14 protein-coding genes and 1 pseudogene are annotated in these 12,861 nt (G+C 55.6%); 9 read left to right on the top strand and 6 right to left on the bottom strand.

The annotated features are described in order from the left end of the window. Window positions 1-596, bottom strand: a 596-nt coding sequence (locus tag C457_RS19805) for an IS5 family transposase (protein ID WP_083864310.1), incomplete at its 3' end; no start/stop codon positions are given. Window positions 597-662: 66 nt separating this feature from the next. Between C457_RS19805 and C457_RS15400 the strand changes: the two are divergent. Continuing rightward, window positions 663-1,046, top strand: a pseudogene (locus C457_RS15400) (transposase); the annotation flags it as partial. Between the two features lie 227 nt (window positions 1,047-1,273). On the opposite strand, the gene C457_RS15395 reads toward C457_RS15400, so the two are convergent. Further along, window positions 1,274-2,431: a glycosyltransferase family 4 protein gene (locus tag C457_RS15395; RefSeq protein WP_049913642.1), complete on the bottom strand. Its 1,158-nt coding sequence runs from the start codon at window positions 2,429-2,431 to the stop codon at window positions 1,274-1,276. Window positions 2,432-2,538: 107 nt separating this feature from the next. On the opposite strand from C457_RS15395, the gene C457_RS15390 reads away from it, so the two are divergent. Beyond that, the gene (locus C457_RS15390) at window positions 2,539-3,687 is read left to right on the top strand and encodes a glycosyltransferase family 4 protein (RefSeq protein WP_049913641.1); all 1,149 of its coding nucleotides are present in this window, start codon (window positions 2,539-2,541) and stop codon (window positions 3,685-3,687) included. Window positions 3,688-3,723: 36 nt separating this feature from the next. On the opposite strand, the gene C457_RS19800 is transcribed toward C457_RS15390, so the two are convergent. From C457_RS19800 to C457_RS15380, 3 genes are all read right to left on the bottom strand, one after another. After that, window positions 3,724-4,056 (bottom strand): DUF5789 family protein, encoded by a 333-nt coding sequence (locus C457_RS19800; RefSeq protein ID WP_083864309.1) that lies wholly within the window; start codon window positions 4,054-4,056, stop codon window positions 3,724-3,726. A gap of 1,222 nt (window positions 4,057-5,278) precedes the next feature. Then, entirely contained in the window at window positions 5,279-6,508 is a 1,230-nt protein-coding gene (locus C457_RS15385; RefSeq protein WP_049913640.1) for a Cdc6/Cdc18 family protein, read from the bottom strand. Window positions 6,509-7,222: 714 nt separating this feature from the next. After that, window positions 7,223-8,140 carry an NAD-dependent epimerase/dehydratase family protein gene (locus C457_RS15380; RefSeq protein ID WP_008096057.1) on the bottom strand — a complete coding sequence of 306 codons (918 nt, stop codon included), beginning with the start codon at window positions 8,138-8,140 and terminating at the stop codon, window positions 7,223-7,225. A gap of 146 nt (window positions 8,141-8,286) precedes the next feature. Between C457_RS15380 and C457_RS15375 the strand changes: the two genes are divergently transcribed. The 3 genes from C457_RS15375 to C457_RS15365 all read left to right on the top strand — a co-directional run bounded on the left by C457_RS15375 (window position 8,287) and on the right by C457_RS15365 (window position 9,480). Next, window positions 8,287-8,823: a hypothetical protein gene (locus C457_RS15375; RefSeq protein ID WP_008096055.1), complete on the top strand. Its 537-nt coding sequence runs from the start codon at window positions 8,287-8,289 to the stop codon at window positions 8,821-8,823. Window positions 8,824-8,887: 64 nt separating this feature from the next. Beyond that, window positions 8,888-9,088, top strand: a complete 201-nt coding sequence (locus C457_RS15370; protein ID WP_008096053.1) for a DUF7557 family protein — start codon at window positions 8,888-8,890, stop codon at window positions 9,086-9,088. Next, window positions 9,085-9,480 (top strand): type II toxin-antitoxin system VapC family toxin, encoded by a 396-nt coding sequence (locus tag C457_RS15365; RefSeq protein WP_008096052.1) that lies wholly within the window; start codon window positions 9,085-9,087, stop codon window positions 9,478-9,480. The genes C457_RS15370 and C457_RS15365 overlap by 4 nt, the downstream gene beginning before the upstream one ends. Window positions 9,481-9,531: 51 nt before the next feature. On the opposite strand, the gene C457_RS15360 is transcribed toward C457_RS15365, so the two are convergent. Further along, window positions 9,532-9,981 (bottom strand): hypothetical protein, encoded by a 450-nt coding sequence (locus C457_RS15360; protein ID WP_008096051.1) that lies wholly within the window; start codon window positions 9,979-9,981, stop codon window positions 9,532-9,534. 24 nt (window positions 9,982-10,005) lie between these two features. Between C457_RS15360 and C457_RS15355 the strand changes: the two genes are divergently transcribed. The 4 genes from C457_RS15355 (at window position 10,006) to C457_RS15340 (ending at window position 12,822) form a co-directional block, all read left to right on the top strand. After that, entirely contained in the window at window positions 10,006-10,674 is a 669-nt protein-coding gene (locus C457_RS15355; protein WP_239640766.1) for a DUF7342 family protein, read from the top strand. 35 nt (window positions 10,675-10,709) lie between these two features. Next, complete coding sequence (locus tag C457_RS15350) at window positions 10,710-11,165, top strand: hypothetical protein (RefSeq protein WP_008096049.1); 456 nt, start codon at window positions 10,710-10,712, stop codon at window positions 11,163-11,165. A gap of 229 nt (window positions 11,166-11,394) precedes the next feature. After that, entirely contained in the window at window positions 11,395-11,589 is a 195-nt protein-coding gene (locus C457_RS15345; RefSeq protein WP_008096048.1) for a hypothetical protein, read from the top strand. A gap of 78 nt (window positions 11,590-11,667) precedes the next feature. Further along, the gene (locus C457_RS15340; RefSeq protein WP_049913638.1) at window positions 11,668-12,822 is read left to right on the top strand and encodes a Fic family protein; all 1,155 of its coding nucleotides are present in this window, start codon (window positions 11,668-11,670) and stop codon (window positions 12,820-12,822) included. Window positions 12,823-12,861: the final 39 nt, after the last annotated feature.

Below are 12,861 nucleotides of genomic sequence, written 5' to 3'. Positions count from 1 at the left end.
TCGCGTAGTTTTTCGCGTAACTGCATCCAGTCGTAGCCTTTGTCGGCGGCGAGGCTGTGCAGGTCGCCTGCGTTGCGGCAGGCGACCTGCCAGCCGAGTTGTGTGTCGTGGGTTTTCTCGGTCGTACAATGAACGTCGAGAACAGCTTGGGTTTGAGTATCGACGAGAGCCGTCGCTTTGAGTGTCTGAACACGATAATTCGTGCGGCGGCAGTAGTGCTTGCTAGCGTTTTCACGGTCGAAAAAGGTGGCATCGATGGCGGCGTGACCCGAGAGGTCGTGCAGCTGCGCCGACAGGCGCAGCAGCACTCGCCAGACCTTCATCTGAAACCTATCAAATGCCTTAACGAGCGTCGAGTGATCAGGGAGATCGCCCTCTTCGAGGCCGATCTCCCCACAAATATGCGGCATTTCGCTCAGCAGATCGAGGGCGTTGCGGTACGACTCATCGAGGTAAATCCGCAGACAGTGCAGCGATACAAGAGCGTAGTCGGCGAAGCCGCCACCCCCTTCGGGGGCGGCGACTTCGCCTCGGTCACCAACAACATTTTTAGCTAACGTGACCGCTTTTGTCGTGAAGCGGGAAATTTTCGACATAGAGCATCGGCGGTTTCCCGCTTCATCTTCCAAATTCTAACGGCCGAAACCGATGCCGTCTAGTGATTCACCAGAGCCAAGCAGACCAAAGAGACGGCGATGCGCGTCACATGTGACGCGCTCGTCGTCGATACACCGATCTGGATGCTTGGAGACAGCGCCTACGACACCCTCGACTGGCACGACCACCTGCTGGCCGCAGGGGTCGTGCCAGTGGCCCCATACAACCCGCGAAACACTGACGACCCGAAAGACATCGAGTACAAGGTCGAAGACGGAATCGAGGAACACAGCGAGGATGTTCAGCTGAAACAATCCATCTTGGACGAGACGTACAACAACCGGACAGGAGTCGACCGAACCAACGACGCAGTCAAAGACTGCGGCCTCGGGCACGTCCGCTCCCGAGGCCGCGTCCACGCACGAACAGAGGTGTTCAGCCTTGTTTAGACGCTCCAGAAGGCGTCAGTTTGTGTCTATGTCGGGAAGGTAGAGCCAACCCCTGAGTGCCTCTATGCCCGGTTTCGTTGTTCCAGTAAAGGCAGTAGAAGCCAATCTGCACCGCGTCTAAACAAGGCCGAAGTAGTGTTCCTTGCGCCGTGTCTCCGGCTCGTTGTTGCAATCACCAACTATAAGCGAGGAGACAAACCGGGCTGTGAAATGTTATGAAATTGATTCTATGACACACTCTTGTCATACACCAATTCTAATTCTTTGGCGGATGATTCCCAAGAATACTCTGATTCACATATTTCCCTTCCTCTGTTACTTTTCTTCGTATGGGTATCGGCTAATTCGCTTTCGATAGTCTGACATAGTGATTCAGCATCTCCAACACGAGCCAAGCTACCTATGTCATGAGAAACAATCTGGTCCGAAACACCGACAACCTCAGTCGTAACAACAGGAGTCCCACACGCAAGCGCTTCGAGAACCACCAGACCAAACCCTTCCTGATCAGACGAGAGCGAGGGAAGCACGAATAAATCCGCGATATTATACGCGGTTACGAGGTCATCATCGGGGATGTACCCGGTGAAATGAACATGCTCAGAGATACCTAACTCGGATGCGAAAGATTCGTATTCTGGCTTTAATTCCCCTCCGCCGCCGACAACGAGCCTCGGAGTCGTACCACCCCTTTCTACAAGGAGAGACATAGCTTCCAGCAGAACGTCGAGTCCTTTGTACTCGTGAACGTCGTCAAGAACGCTCAAAAAGAATAGGTTGGGAGATTCGTTCGAGAATCCAAGTCGCTCCACGTCTTCATCGGCAACATCAATCGGCCGGAAGGTGTCCACATCAACACCATTGCTGTTCACCTCAACTTTCTCAGTATATCGGTGCAGGTGATCTGAACTTTCTAAGTAGTCTGGTTGCGTGATCAGTATCTTGTCTGCCGTCGCCAGCGTGAACCGCAGTGCGGTGTGGTTGTAAACCGAAGCAACGTAATCAAGCAGATCGTTCCCAACGATATCGTTGTGATATGTGACGACCAGCGGCGTCCCGGTGAGTTTAGCCGCGAGCGCACTGAAGTCAGCGGTCCAAGGGGTGGGAATGTGTGTATGGATAATGTCTGCCTCGCGTGCATGCTGCAGAACTGAAATCGGAAACTGTGGCATGATATTTGTCTGCGCAACTTTGCCGATATCGTCTAACCTCTCGACTTCAACACCGTCGATTACCTCTCGATAAGCGGACTCCTCTTTGGCCTTCGCGCAGAGAACAGTCACGTCGTGCCCCAGTTCAACAAGTTCTTTTGACATATCGTGAGTATATGACTCAACACCGCCAATATATGGGGAAAACCGGACAGGTGTCTGAAGTATCTTCATCGGTGAGACTATCTCCCGGCACATACACAATAGTTTCTTTTTTATCTTATCTACACGACAAATCTGCCAACACGAATGCTGGGCACCAACACAACCCAAGGTGAAAAATGAATCTCGCGTTCATCTCAAATGTCGTTTACCCCTACATCACTGGTGGCGCAGAAAAGCGTATCCACGAAATCGCCACCCGACTCTCACAGCGAGGCCACGATGTGACCATCTACGGTCGCCACTTCTGGGACGGCCCAAAGGAGACGACTCACGAGGGCGTCACCCTCCGTGCAGTCGCCCCCGAAACAGAACTCTACACCGACGACCGGCGCTCGATCACCGAAGCGCTCGATTTCGCCGCGCGACTCGCCTACCCGCTCGCCAAACGACTCCACAACGAAAACCACGACCTCGTCGTCGCTTCTGTCTTTCCGTACTTCCCGGTGCTCTCCTCGAAGCTCGCCGCCCTCGGGACCGACGTGCCCGTCGTCACGACCTGGCACGAAGTGTGGGGCGACTACTGGGACGACTACCTCGGCGTGCTCGCCCCCTTCGGGAAGTTCACCGAACACCTCACCGTTAGAGTTCCCCAACACCCAATCGCCGTCTCTGGTATCACCGCCGACCGCCTCGCCGATACCGGCCGGGACAGAGACACGATCGAAGTCGTCCCGAACGGTATCGACGTCGACCAAATTCGAAACGCGCCGCTTCCCGACGACGGCGACTCATTCGACGTGCTGTTCGCCGGGCGACTCATCGCCGACAAGAACGTCTCCACCCTTCTCGATGCGTTCGACCGCGTGGCCGACGACTACGACGACGCGACCCTCGGTGTCGTCGGTGACGGCCCGGAATTCGACCGCCTTGAACAACAGGTGAATGCATTGGACCACGCCAACCGCGTGAGTATGCTGGGCTTCCTCGACGAATACGAGGACGTGTTGGGCCAGATGCGCGCCGCCGACGTGTTCGCATCACCCAGTACGAGAGAAGGATTCGGCATCACTTACGCCGAAGCGATGGCTGCCGACTGTACGGTTATCGGCGTCCAACATCCCGAGTCTGCGGCGAGTGAGGTTATCGGTGACGCGGGGTATCTCGCCGAGCCGACTGTGGATTCAGTCGCCGAGTCGTTAGACCAAGCACTCGCCGGTGAGACACCGCCGACCAAACCGACCAAGCGCGCCGAGAAGTACGATTGGGACAGCGTCGCCGACCAGGCCGAAGCGGCGTATCGTCGGGCAGTTAACGGTAGCTGGTAGCTGTCGAGGTGAGACTGAGGTGCTGGACTATATTTATTAGCGAGGTGTGAGTTTCAATATCTCGCTTCGAACGTCGCCGGCAGAGTCGTATGTTTTAGTATCGGATGAAGAAAACACTTCTTCAAGAGATTTCTGCCCGTTTTGAGTTTTGACCTCATAATTGCCATAGGAATCAACCAATTCGTCAGTTGTGGTTGGGTAGTTATGCGTTTCGAGCGCGTTATTTAGGTCACCAAGCCGCTCGTCAGGGTTGCCACGTACCGGCTCATTTTCATCGGCGCGGTCAAGTGCCTCCTCTTGCATCCGCTCTTGCTGGCGTCGCTCTTCATTATCCGCTTGCTCGTCTCGGCCCTGTTTGTTATCTGCCATCCTTTCTACTAGGAGGCCCATTCGGATAACCGTGTGGGTGCTCATTGGTGGACATATTCACCCATTGTACGCAAAAACGCACGACACACACGCGGAAAGCATACGAAACGTACTCTTTCACCCGGGTTTCAGTTCGACGACGGACAATATCCAGACGTAGTCGTCATCACGAGACGAACGGGGTCCATTTCGTATGCTCAGATCTGTGTCCAAAATCGGCAGATGTCGACGTGGAAAGCATACGAAATGTACTCTCTAACGTAGAACGCGATGGCCTAAGCGGGACGGGATAGAGTGCATTTCGCATGCTTTCGTTCGTAGTTGGAAACGCAAGACGGCATCGAGGAGAGCATACGAACTGTACTCTCTGACTCGGCCGTCAGTTCGACGTTAGTATTGTTCGTCGGGAGGGTGCAACGCTGTCCGTCGCTGTGTCTACCGAAGAAACTGACGCCAGCGAGTGTACAGATACATCCCACCGAAGATGAGGCCGACGAGCACCACGAGTCCAGTCACGTCCGTTTCGGGCACACCAATACGGAAGGGAGGTGTTTGGAGGGCCACCCCAGACCACAGGAGAGAGATCGCGGGCACAGCTAGCAGTATCGAGCGTCAATTGAGTTAGTGGTTGTGTCCATCGTATCGTCGCGCTCGCGTCGTCGAACGGACCACGCCGAACAGTACGAGCGGGGGCCGCGTCGCTAACTAGCCAGTGAACACCGCAGTCGAGAACTACAGTAGCGTTTGCAAGTCAATGCACACTCAATCGCATGCTATCGTGCGATTGGGTGTGTAACCAGTTGCAAACGCTACTATAATCGAGGAGGTCGAACCTCCTCCCCCCATGACTTCATCTGTTCTTTCAATGTCGACATGGGGTGACTCGTCGACCAATCGAAGCCAATGCAGTCAGGGAAAAACACACAAAGTACTGTCTTTCAGAGCAGATGGAATCCGCTGAGAGACCTGAGTCGAGCTGATACACAGTCGTGTGCTTCCGAGTCATAAACGTCCGTGGAGACAGCCCACTTGGTGGGCTATGGGAGTCAGGCGTCGATCGCAGAAGCAGACGAGACGAACAAACACCGGTTTCGGGTATGAAGGCAGACGTCGCGTGAGACAGCAGTTGAGGACCGGGGGTACTCCACCACTTCATCTGTTTTTCGAGAGACAGAACAGAGCCATGACCACCCACACCCCGTCACTTCATCTGTTCTGTGGGCTACTGCTCCGAGCAGTTCTTGGCGAACGATTGAATCGAGCGGTGGACGCCGATTTCATCGATTGTGTCGGCGAGGGTTTCCGTAATTAACCCGAGGTCGTAGTTGAGTCCGTACAGCCCCTTCTTCCCGCCACGACGACCCAGATTCCGCTCTTTGCCCGTAATGACACCCATCATTTTCAACTCGGAGAGATGGCTTTGCATCTGTCGATGTGAAAGCGGGTCGATGCCACTCGAACTGCAGAGTGCGAGATAGCGTTCGCGGATTGTCGGTGAAGTGACTGGCGTCTCACCGTCTGCGGCGAACGTCGTAAGCGCGTACAGCGTCAGTCGGGCGTGCTCTGTGAGTTTCGACACGCCAGTCGTGATTTGGTCGGATTCGAGCTTTCGTTTGGCTTGGTCGACGTGCGGTTTCGTTACCTGTGGCGCGTTCTCGTTCCGTGCGATATCCCCCGCCTCCAAGAGGAGATTAATCGCCTGTCGAGCGTCGCCCGAATCCTTCGCACCATAGGCGGCACAAAGCGGGATGACATCTTCCGAGAGAGCGTCATCACGGAAGGCGACTTGGGTCCGTTGTTCGAGCACTTTGCGGAGTTCTCCCGCATCGTACGGTGGGAAATAGACCTCTTTTTCGCACAGACTCGACTGGACCTTTGCCGAAAGCCCTTCTCGGTACGACAGATCGTTCGAAATACCGATCAGCCCGATCTTCGCTGACGTGACGTAACCGTTGTCTCGTGCGCGCGGAATTTGATACAGAAGTGAGTCGTCGTTGACGTGGTCGACCTCGTCAAGGATGATGAGGATGGTCCCGTACTGATCGAGTTCTTCCCACAGGAACTGGTACACCTTCGACTGGGGATAACCAGTCATTGGAATCTGGTCTTCCGGACTACGCAGACAGTTAATGATCGTTACAGCGACTTGATAGCTCGTGTTGAGCCCGTCACAGTTGACCCGTACCGCGTGCAAGTCGAGGTGTTGAATCGACCGAGCGGCGTCTCGGAGTCGATCCAGTAAGAATCGTGTTGCGGCTGTTTTCCCGACACCGGACTTACCGTATAGAAAGATGTTTGAAGGGAGTTCGTTGTTGATTACCGGCTGGAGAGCGGAATGATACTCACTCAGTTCTTCATCCCGGCCGACGAGTTCTTCGGGGGTATAATCCTCACGTAGCACATCCCGATTTTTGAAGATCTGATTTGATTGCGAGAACTCGAAAGATCCCATATGTATCGCAGACCCCAATACCACATATATCCACCGTTTCATCTGTTTCATCTGTTCTTTGTATATATAAATCAAGAACACCGCGATTTCATCTGTTCTATGCTATGTGACCCGTCTACGACCGATACCGATGGTTACGAGCCAGCGACCTCCAACTATCGGGCCACCCAAACCAAACAGAGACGATGCAGATAGTCAGAACAGATGAAGTGGTGGGGGGGGAGAGTCACTACATTGGTGGTCATGGCCGTTCGGGTAGTCGAGAGGAGTTGGTAATCGTTCTACCCCCACCACTTCATCTGTTTAGTGGCGATACAGGGGTCAAAATGCCGATATCTTCGAGTCGAAGCCAGTTCGAAACGGAGATTCCGGTCGTGGTGCAGCGCTGCTGTAGATAGAGACGAATCGCAAGAACAGATGAAGCAATGGAGAGGGAGAGGACAACCAAGCTGTAAACTGAACCAGTTCGCATGTCGGAGACGAAGAGAATAGACTGCAAAGAAATCGTTCTGAGAATTCAGGACGACAGTCTGACCCCACAACTTCATCTGTTTAGATGCGTCTCAGGAAGTGGTACACACGAAATCGGCAACAGAGACTCTGAGGCCGATAGCGCAGGACACGAGAGCAGATACACTCAAAACTCCACCCACCTCGTAGAACGCTTCACACTGAGGAAAGCATACGAAATGTACTCTCCCTCGGTCGAATCACCTACTCGAGATACGGCTCACAGACCCGCTCGACACCCTCCTCGAACGAAACCTCGGGCTCCCACCCAGTCGCCTCGTGTATCTTCGAGTAGTCGGCTTTCGTGTCGTGGACGTACACCTCGAAGGGATTCTCGACGTACTCAGGCTCCACATCTGTCCCGAGTACCTCGTTGATCATCTCGACCATCTCGTTGAACGAGTAGCTCTCGGCAGTCCCGAGGTTGTAGATGCCCTGGAGTCGCTCCTCTGCGGCGAGTTCGATCCCCCGAACGATATCGTCCACATGGGTGAAGTCACGCGTTTGCGACCCATCACCGAACAGTTCCGGCGATTCGCCATTCGCGATTTTGTCGGTGAACTGCGCGACCGTATTCGCGAACTCGCCTTTGTGTTCTTCCGCACCGCCGAAGCCCTGGTACACCGAGAAGAAACGCATGCCAGCCAACTGCATGTCGTAGTGGTGGTGGAAGTACTCCGCGTAGCGCTCACGGCCTAACTTCGACGCTTCGTAGCCCGTCCGCGACTCCACGGGCATGTCTTCCGGCGAGGGTTCCGTCCGCGAGCCATAGATCGACGAGGTCGTCGCGTACACAACCGTGTCGCACCCGTCCTTCCGGGCCTGTTCGACCGTGTTGACGAAGCCTTCGATGTTGACACGGGCACCCTTCGTCGGGTTCTCCTCGTGCATCTTGTACGACGACAGCGCCGCGAGATGGAACACCACGTCGACGCCCTCGGTCGGGAGGTCGTCGTCGAGGACCGTCATGTCGTGGAACTCCACGGCATCATCCAGATTCTCGGGCGTGCCAAGGTAGAGGTCGTCGATTGCGATGACGTCGTTGTCTTCTGCGAGAGAGTTGGCGAGATTCGAACCGATGAATCCGGCACCGCCAGTAACGAGGACTCGTTTGCCGTCCATACGTGGTGGCTCTCACCGAGTGTCAAGAACCTATCGCGTGCGTGTTCGTCCACCAGACGAGAGACGACCTCGGTTCACCTGCGGGAACCAACCGAATCTAGTTATTTCAAGAACATATTTTCAGTCCCGCCGACTAACTCGATTCCATGCAACAGTACACCCGCCGGAACGCCCTCCGTGCGTGCGGCATTGCCGCCCTCAGTTCGTTCGCTGGGTGTTCGGCCCTCCAAACGGACGATTCGAACGCGGAACAGCCCACCTTTGAACGGCTCGACGTGACGCCAGTCTACGTCGCCGATGGACTAGACCTCTCGATGCCTGCAGACATCGAGACGGTGAGTGCACCCCACAATGCCGACCTGCTCGTCCTCCCCGCTGATACAACCACCGACGCCGAGCAGGCGGTCGAGTGGCTGACCGACGACCGAGTGCTTGCACTCCTCGGAGAGACTGCTGAAACAACGTGGCTGTCGTGGGTTCGAAGCGACGCGTTCAGAGACGCGTTCAACACGCAGGGAGACAGCGAGAGCGAACCAAGCCCAACACTCGTCGTCGGTGCAAAAGTCGGCGTCAATACGACGACCTCTCGGTACTCGTGGGGCGATGAACCATCTCATCGCGACGTACTCCAGGCGCTCGACGAGTCGCTCGTTGCGATTGAAAAGCGGACGCCGACAGGATAACTGTCGCAATCCAACAGTGGTGGCTTCCTCAAAGTACTTCTGCCTGCATACACAACGTATGCATATGAGCACATCAATCCGCGTCTCAGATGAGACGAAGGCGAAACTGGCGCGGCTGAAGCGTGAAGACGAGAGTTGGGATGAGTTCCTCGATCGACTGGCGAATGAGGGATCGGGAATGAACGCCGGTGCGTGGAAAGGAACTGACAAAGCCGAGAAGGCGCGCGAAGCAATCAAGCGTTCCCGAGAGAGCTTTCAGCAGTGACCTTTCTCGATTCGTCGGTTATCATCGACTACCTCGATGGTGTTGCGGAAGTCGTTGAGTTCGTCGATGAACAACCGACGTTGGTCACATCCAGCATCTGTATCTATGAAGTTCTCGCTGGTGAAGTGTTTTCAGCGGGTGAGACGGACCTCATCGGGGCGCGTGAGAACTTCGGGCGAATCACCGCTCTTGACTTCTCCGAAGAGGTCGCGTTTGAAGCTGCCCGGATGCAGAACCGCCTTCTCGAATCTGGCACCCCCATGTCGCCACGTGACCTCATGATTGCGGCTACGGCTCGGTCTGAAGGAAAGGAACTGGTCGTCTCAGATGCTGACTTCGATACAGAAGGTCTCCGTGAGATCCACTCTGTCCGGCGATTTGGGCCGTATTAGTCTCTCTGGACAGTGCTTGCGCGCTGTATTTCGCCCGCAACTCTCCCGTTGTCAGGTTCGTGGTTCGTCGGAGAAATTCACAGAAAGCCTGAAAAACCCGGTGTAGGTGACTGTGTATTCGATATAGCGTTTGTCATGGACCGCCGCTGTTCTGTAGGCTAACACGTCGGCTAGCGTCAAAGTCACCTGTTCGCCGGCTGTCGATGTGACTCGAATCCCGTATCGTGCGTTCTCGTCCATCCACGGTGCTTCAATCCCCGTGGAGGAGTCGCCGTCGTCAGCGCCGAGTGCACTGAGCAAAACCTGCGTTTCGTATATCGGGTCAGTTCCATCCAGTACCTCTACTGTGAACTCGATTGCTTCGTCGACGGCGTTGTCTGTGAAGATCCCGTCGAGTTGGTATGTGACGAAGGGTTCTTCGACCTTCTCGAGAGTGCCACACCCGGAAAGAGCTGGGATTCCGACTGCGGAAGCAGCCCCAAGGAAGGCGCGGCGGTTCATACTGTCCGATCATGTCTACTGGTTGTGAATTTTTCTATCGTCTGGACCAAGCCGCGACCTGTATGCAGCACGATGCGCACAAAACAACGGATACCGCTCAGATATACAAGCACCCACAAAGTAATATTGGCGGACCACCTAGCACCGGTCATGACCGACGAGACGCCGACGCCCCCGGACGTGAACCTCACCGAGGAGTGGGAACGCGCCGTTACACAGCGGACTGTGAAAGACCGTGTGTACGAAGCGGCCACGACGCTCACCACACCAACGACTGTCGCGGATATCGCGGCTCGCGCTGATTGCACGAAAGAGGGTGCTCGCCCCCACTTGGAGTGGTTCGTCGATCTCGGCGTCCTCGAGAAGGTCGCTGACAACCCTGCATTGTTCGTTCGGAACGAGGCGTACTTCGAGTTTCGTCGGGTCACCGAACTGATTCGCGAGTTCGAGACGTCCGCGGCGGTCGCTGAGGCGATTGACGAGTACCGAGCCCGCGAGCGCGAACTCGCAGCGCATTTCGACGAACCGTCACCGGACGCGGTCGCGTACGCTGGGGTTGCTGCTCGCGACGACGACGCGGCAGAGCGCCTGCGTGAGTGGCGAACGGTCACCCGTCGGCTCCGAGAACTTCGAGAGGCAAAACTCCGACTCGACTCCGATGGTGGTCACAGCGCTGCATCGCCGTTTCCCTGACGATGGGTCGGCGTGATGACCTCAACGAAGAACGAATGCGGCTGCTTGGCTCTCGTCTCGCAGCGCTTTCGATGGTTGAGTCGGTCCACTATTTCCCCCTCGAAAAACCAGACCGTGTTGTTGCATCGTTCGAGGAGACGTACTATCCAGACGTGGTTGACGCTGCGGCGCTTGAACTTCGACTGCGGTTGAATGGCGAGTTCAATCTACTCTATCGCGAACGATGGGCGGGTGACCGCTGGGTCTGTCGATGGGACCGTCATCCGAATACACACAACACGGACGACCACTTCCACGTCCCACCACGTCCCAGCGAAACGACCGCACTTGACGCGGAATACCCTGCCGACATGAACGACGTACTCCGACTCGTCTTCGAGACGATCGAAGCGCGAGTTAACGAGGTATGGGCGGAGACGACAGCACCGGTATACCCCACCGAATATGAATTTGAACGACAGTACGAGCTGCCGTACCTCACAAACCCGTAAGCAACAATTTCGACGTACCAACGTACTCCAGAACGACAACTCAGATTTGACTGAAGAGACGTGGTCAGTCCACTATTCAAATTACCTTACCGGCGATGTGATACGTGTGGTGTGACCATACAGCGAACTCCTTCTTCACCGTGGGTTTGAGTCTGCCACTAGGGTAGTCTGTTATGCCACGGATGGCTGGTCACAACAGATATGTCCGTGGAACGATTGGCTTGGGGAAGTGCTCTCGAATAAAGACCGAGTCGAGTTGCACCAACAGTACCTCGACGGAGAACTGGACGAAGGCGTTGCAAAGGTTCTCATTGGCGATCTACTCGAGGATATTGAGCGTGAGCGCGAGGCAGTCGAGAAGGCAGAGGCGCTCGGTACCGATGGCGTCTTCCAGAACAAGGACGCTCGCTCAAAATTTGACTAAGTAGTCCAGATCGCGCCACTATCCAAACTAGAGTAAGACCAATATGATTAAGACGATACAAATACTGTCTTAGTCAAAATGAGGACTCGAAATCTGCCACCAGACGCACCCGGTCGCTATCTTGAGTCCCATCCGAACCCCTACTACATTCCGGACAAGTTACCGCTGTCGTCGAAAATCGAGATGGACGACGAGCTTGCATCGTCGGTTGCGGATGCGATGTTCCAACTCGGACGGATCGATGGTATCAGTCCCACCGTCGACTTCTCTCCGGTTCTGTACACCTCGCTGCTCCGACTCGAGGCAGTCGAAACAGCGGAAATCGAAGGCGCAGATGTCGATGTCGACGAGGTGTACGCCTATCACACGCGCAGTCGGTCCCAAGAGACAGTCGACGTCAGTCGCGACCTCCAAGAGGTACTCAACGCCGAACGAGCACTCAACGAGGGATTCGACGCGATGAGAGATGGCGAATCGATTACGCTCAGTCTGCTGCAGTCGCTCCACGAGACACTCCTCGAAGGCGTTCGGAACGAGGGGGACGTCGTCGGTACATGGCGGGAAAGCGACGTCCACATCCCGTCACCACGTGGCAGCCAGCCGCCGTTTGTGCCACCGCCGCACGGCAACGTGCCTGAGCTGATGGACTCGCTCGAAGCCTACATCCAGATGGGAGGCCAGCACCACCCCCTCATCGACCTCGCCATCGCACACTACCAATTCGAGACGATTCACCCCTGTTCTGATGGGAACGGCAGACTCGGACGGATCCTCATCGTCCTCCAACTGCACGACGCGGGGGATCTGTCGGACCCCTATCTCTATCCGAGTGCCTACTTTAACCGGAACAAACAGGCGTACGTCGAGAAGATGCGCGCAGTCAGCGAAGCGGGGAACTGGCGTGACTGGATTCTGTTCTTCCTCGACGGAATCGAAGCCCAGGCGAGAGACTCCTACGAGCGGACGTTCGAACTCATCGAGCTTCGCCGGGACTACGAGACGCGCTATCCGCACTCGAAAACGAGCCACAAACTCGCCCGGAGTCTGTTCGACCTTCCGTACTTCACCGCGAACGAGGTCCAATCGCGCTTCGACGTCAGCCGACAGACGGCGTACAATGCAATCGAGGAACTGGAAGCAGACGGTCTCATCGTCGAAACAACCGAGAAACAGCGCAACCAGGAGTACAAAGCAGTCGACGTCTTCGATATCCTCGAACGCCCGACGGTGTGAGGGCCTCTACACGACTGCAGTCGTGGGCGTTCTCCTCGA

The organism is Haloferax prahovense DSM 18310 (assembly GCF_000336815.1).
GTDB classification, from domain to species: domain Archaea; phylum Halobacteriota; class Halobacteria; order Halobacteriales; family Haloferacaceae; genus Haloferax; species Haloferax prahovense.
This window is presented reverse-complemented; position numbering and strand designations above follow the sequence as displayed.

Coding starts and splice junctions, on each gene's coding strand:
- C457_RS15395 (WP_049913642.1), bottom strand. CDS start 2,431: ATGAAGATACTTCAGACACCTGTCCGGTTTTCCCCATATATTGGCGGT.
- C457_RS15360 (WP_008096051.1), bottom strand. CDS start 9,981: ATGAACCGCCGCGCCTTCCTTGGGGCTGCTTCCGCAGTCGGAATCCCA.
- C457_RS15375 (WP_008096055.1), top strand. CDS start 8,287: ATGCAACAGTACACCCGCCGGAACGCCCTCCGTGCGTGCGGCATTGCC.
- C457_RS15340 (WP_049913638.1), top strand. CDS start 11,668: ATGAGGACTCGAAATCTGCCACCAGACGCACCCGGTCGCTATCTTGAG.
- C457_RS19800 (WP_083864309.1), bottom strand. CDS start 4,056: ATGGCAGATAACAAACAGGGCCGAGACGAGCAAGCGGATAATGAAGAG.
- C457_RS15390 (WP_049913641.1), top strand. CDS start 2,539: ATGAATCTCGCGTTCATCTCAAATGTCGTTTACCCCTACATCACTGGT.
- C457_RS15385 (WP_049913640.1), bottom strand. CDS start 6,508: ATGGGATCTTTCGAGTTCTCGCAATCAAATCAGATCTTCAAAAATCGG.
- C457_RS15380 (WP_008096057.1), bottom strand. CDS start 8,140: ATGGACGGCAAACGAGTCCTCGTTACTGGCGGTGCCGGATTCATCGGT.
- C457_RS15350 (WP_008096049.1), top strand. CDS start 10,710: ATGCGGCTGCTTGGCTCTCGTCTCGCAGCGCTTTCGATGGTTGAGTCG.
- C457_RS15370 (WP_008096053.1), top strand. CDS start 8,888: ATGAGCACATCAATCCGCGTCTCAGATGAGACGAAGGCGAAACTGGCG.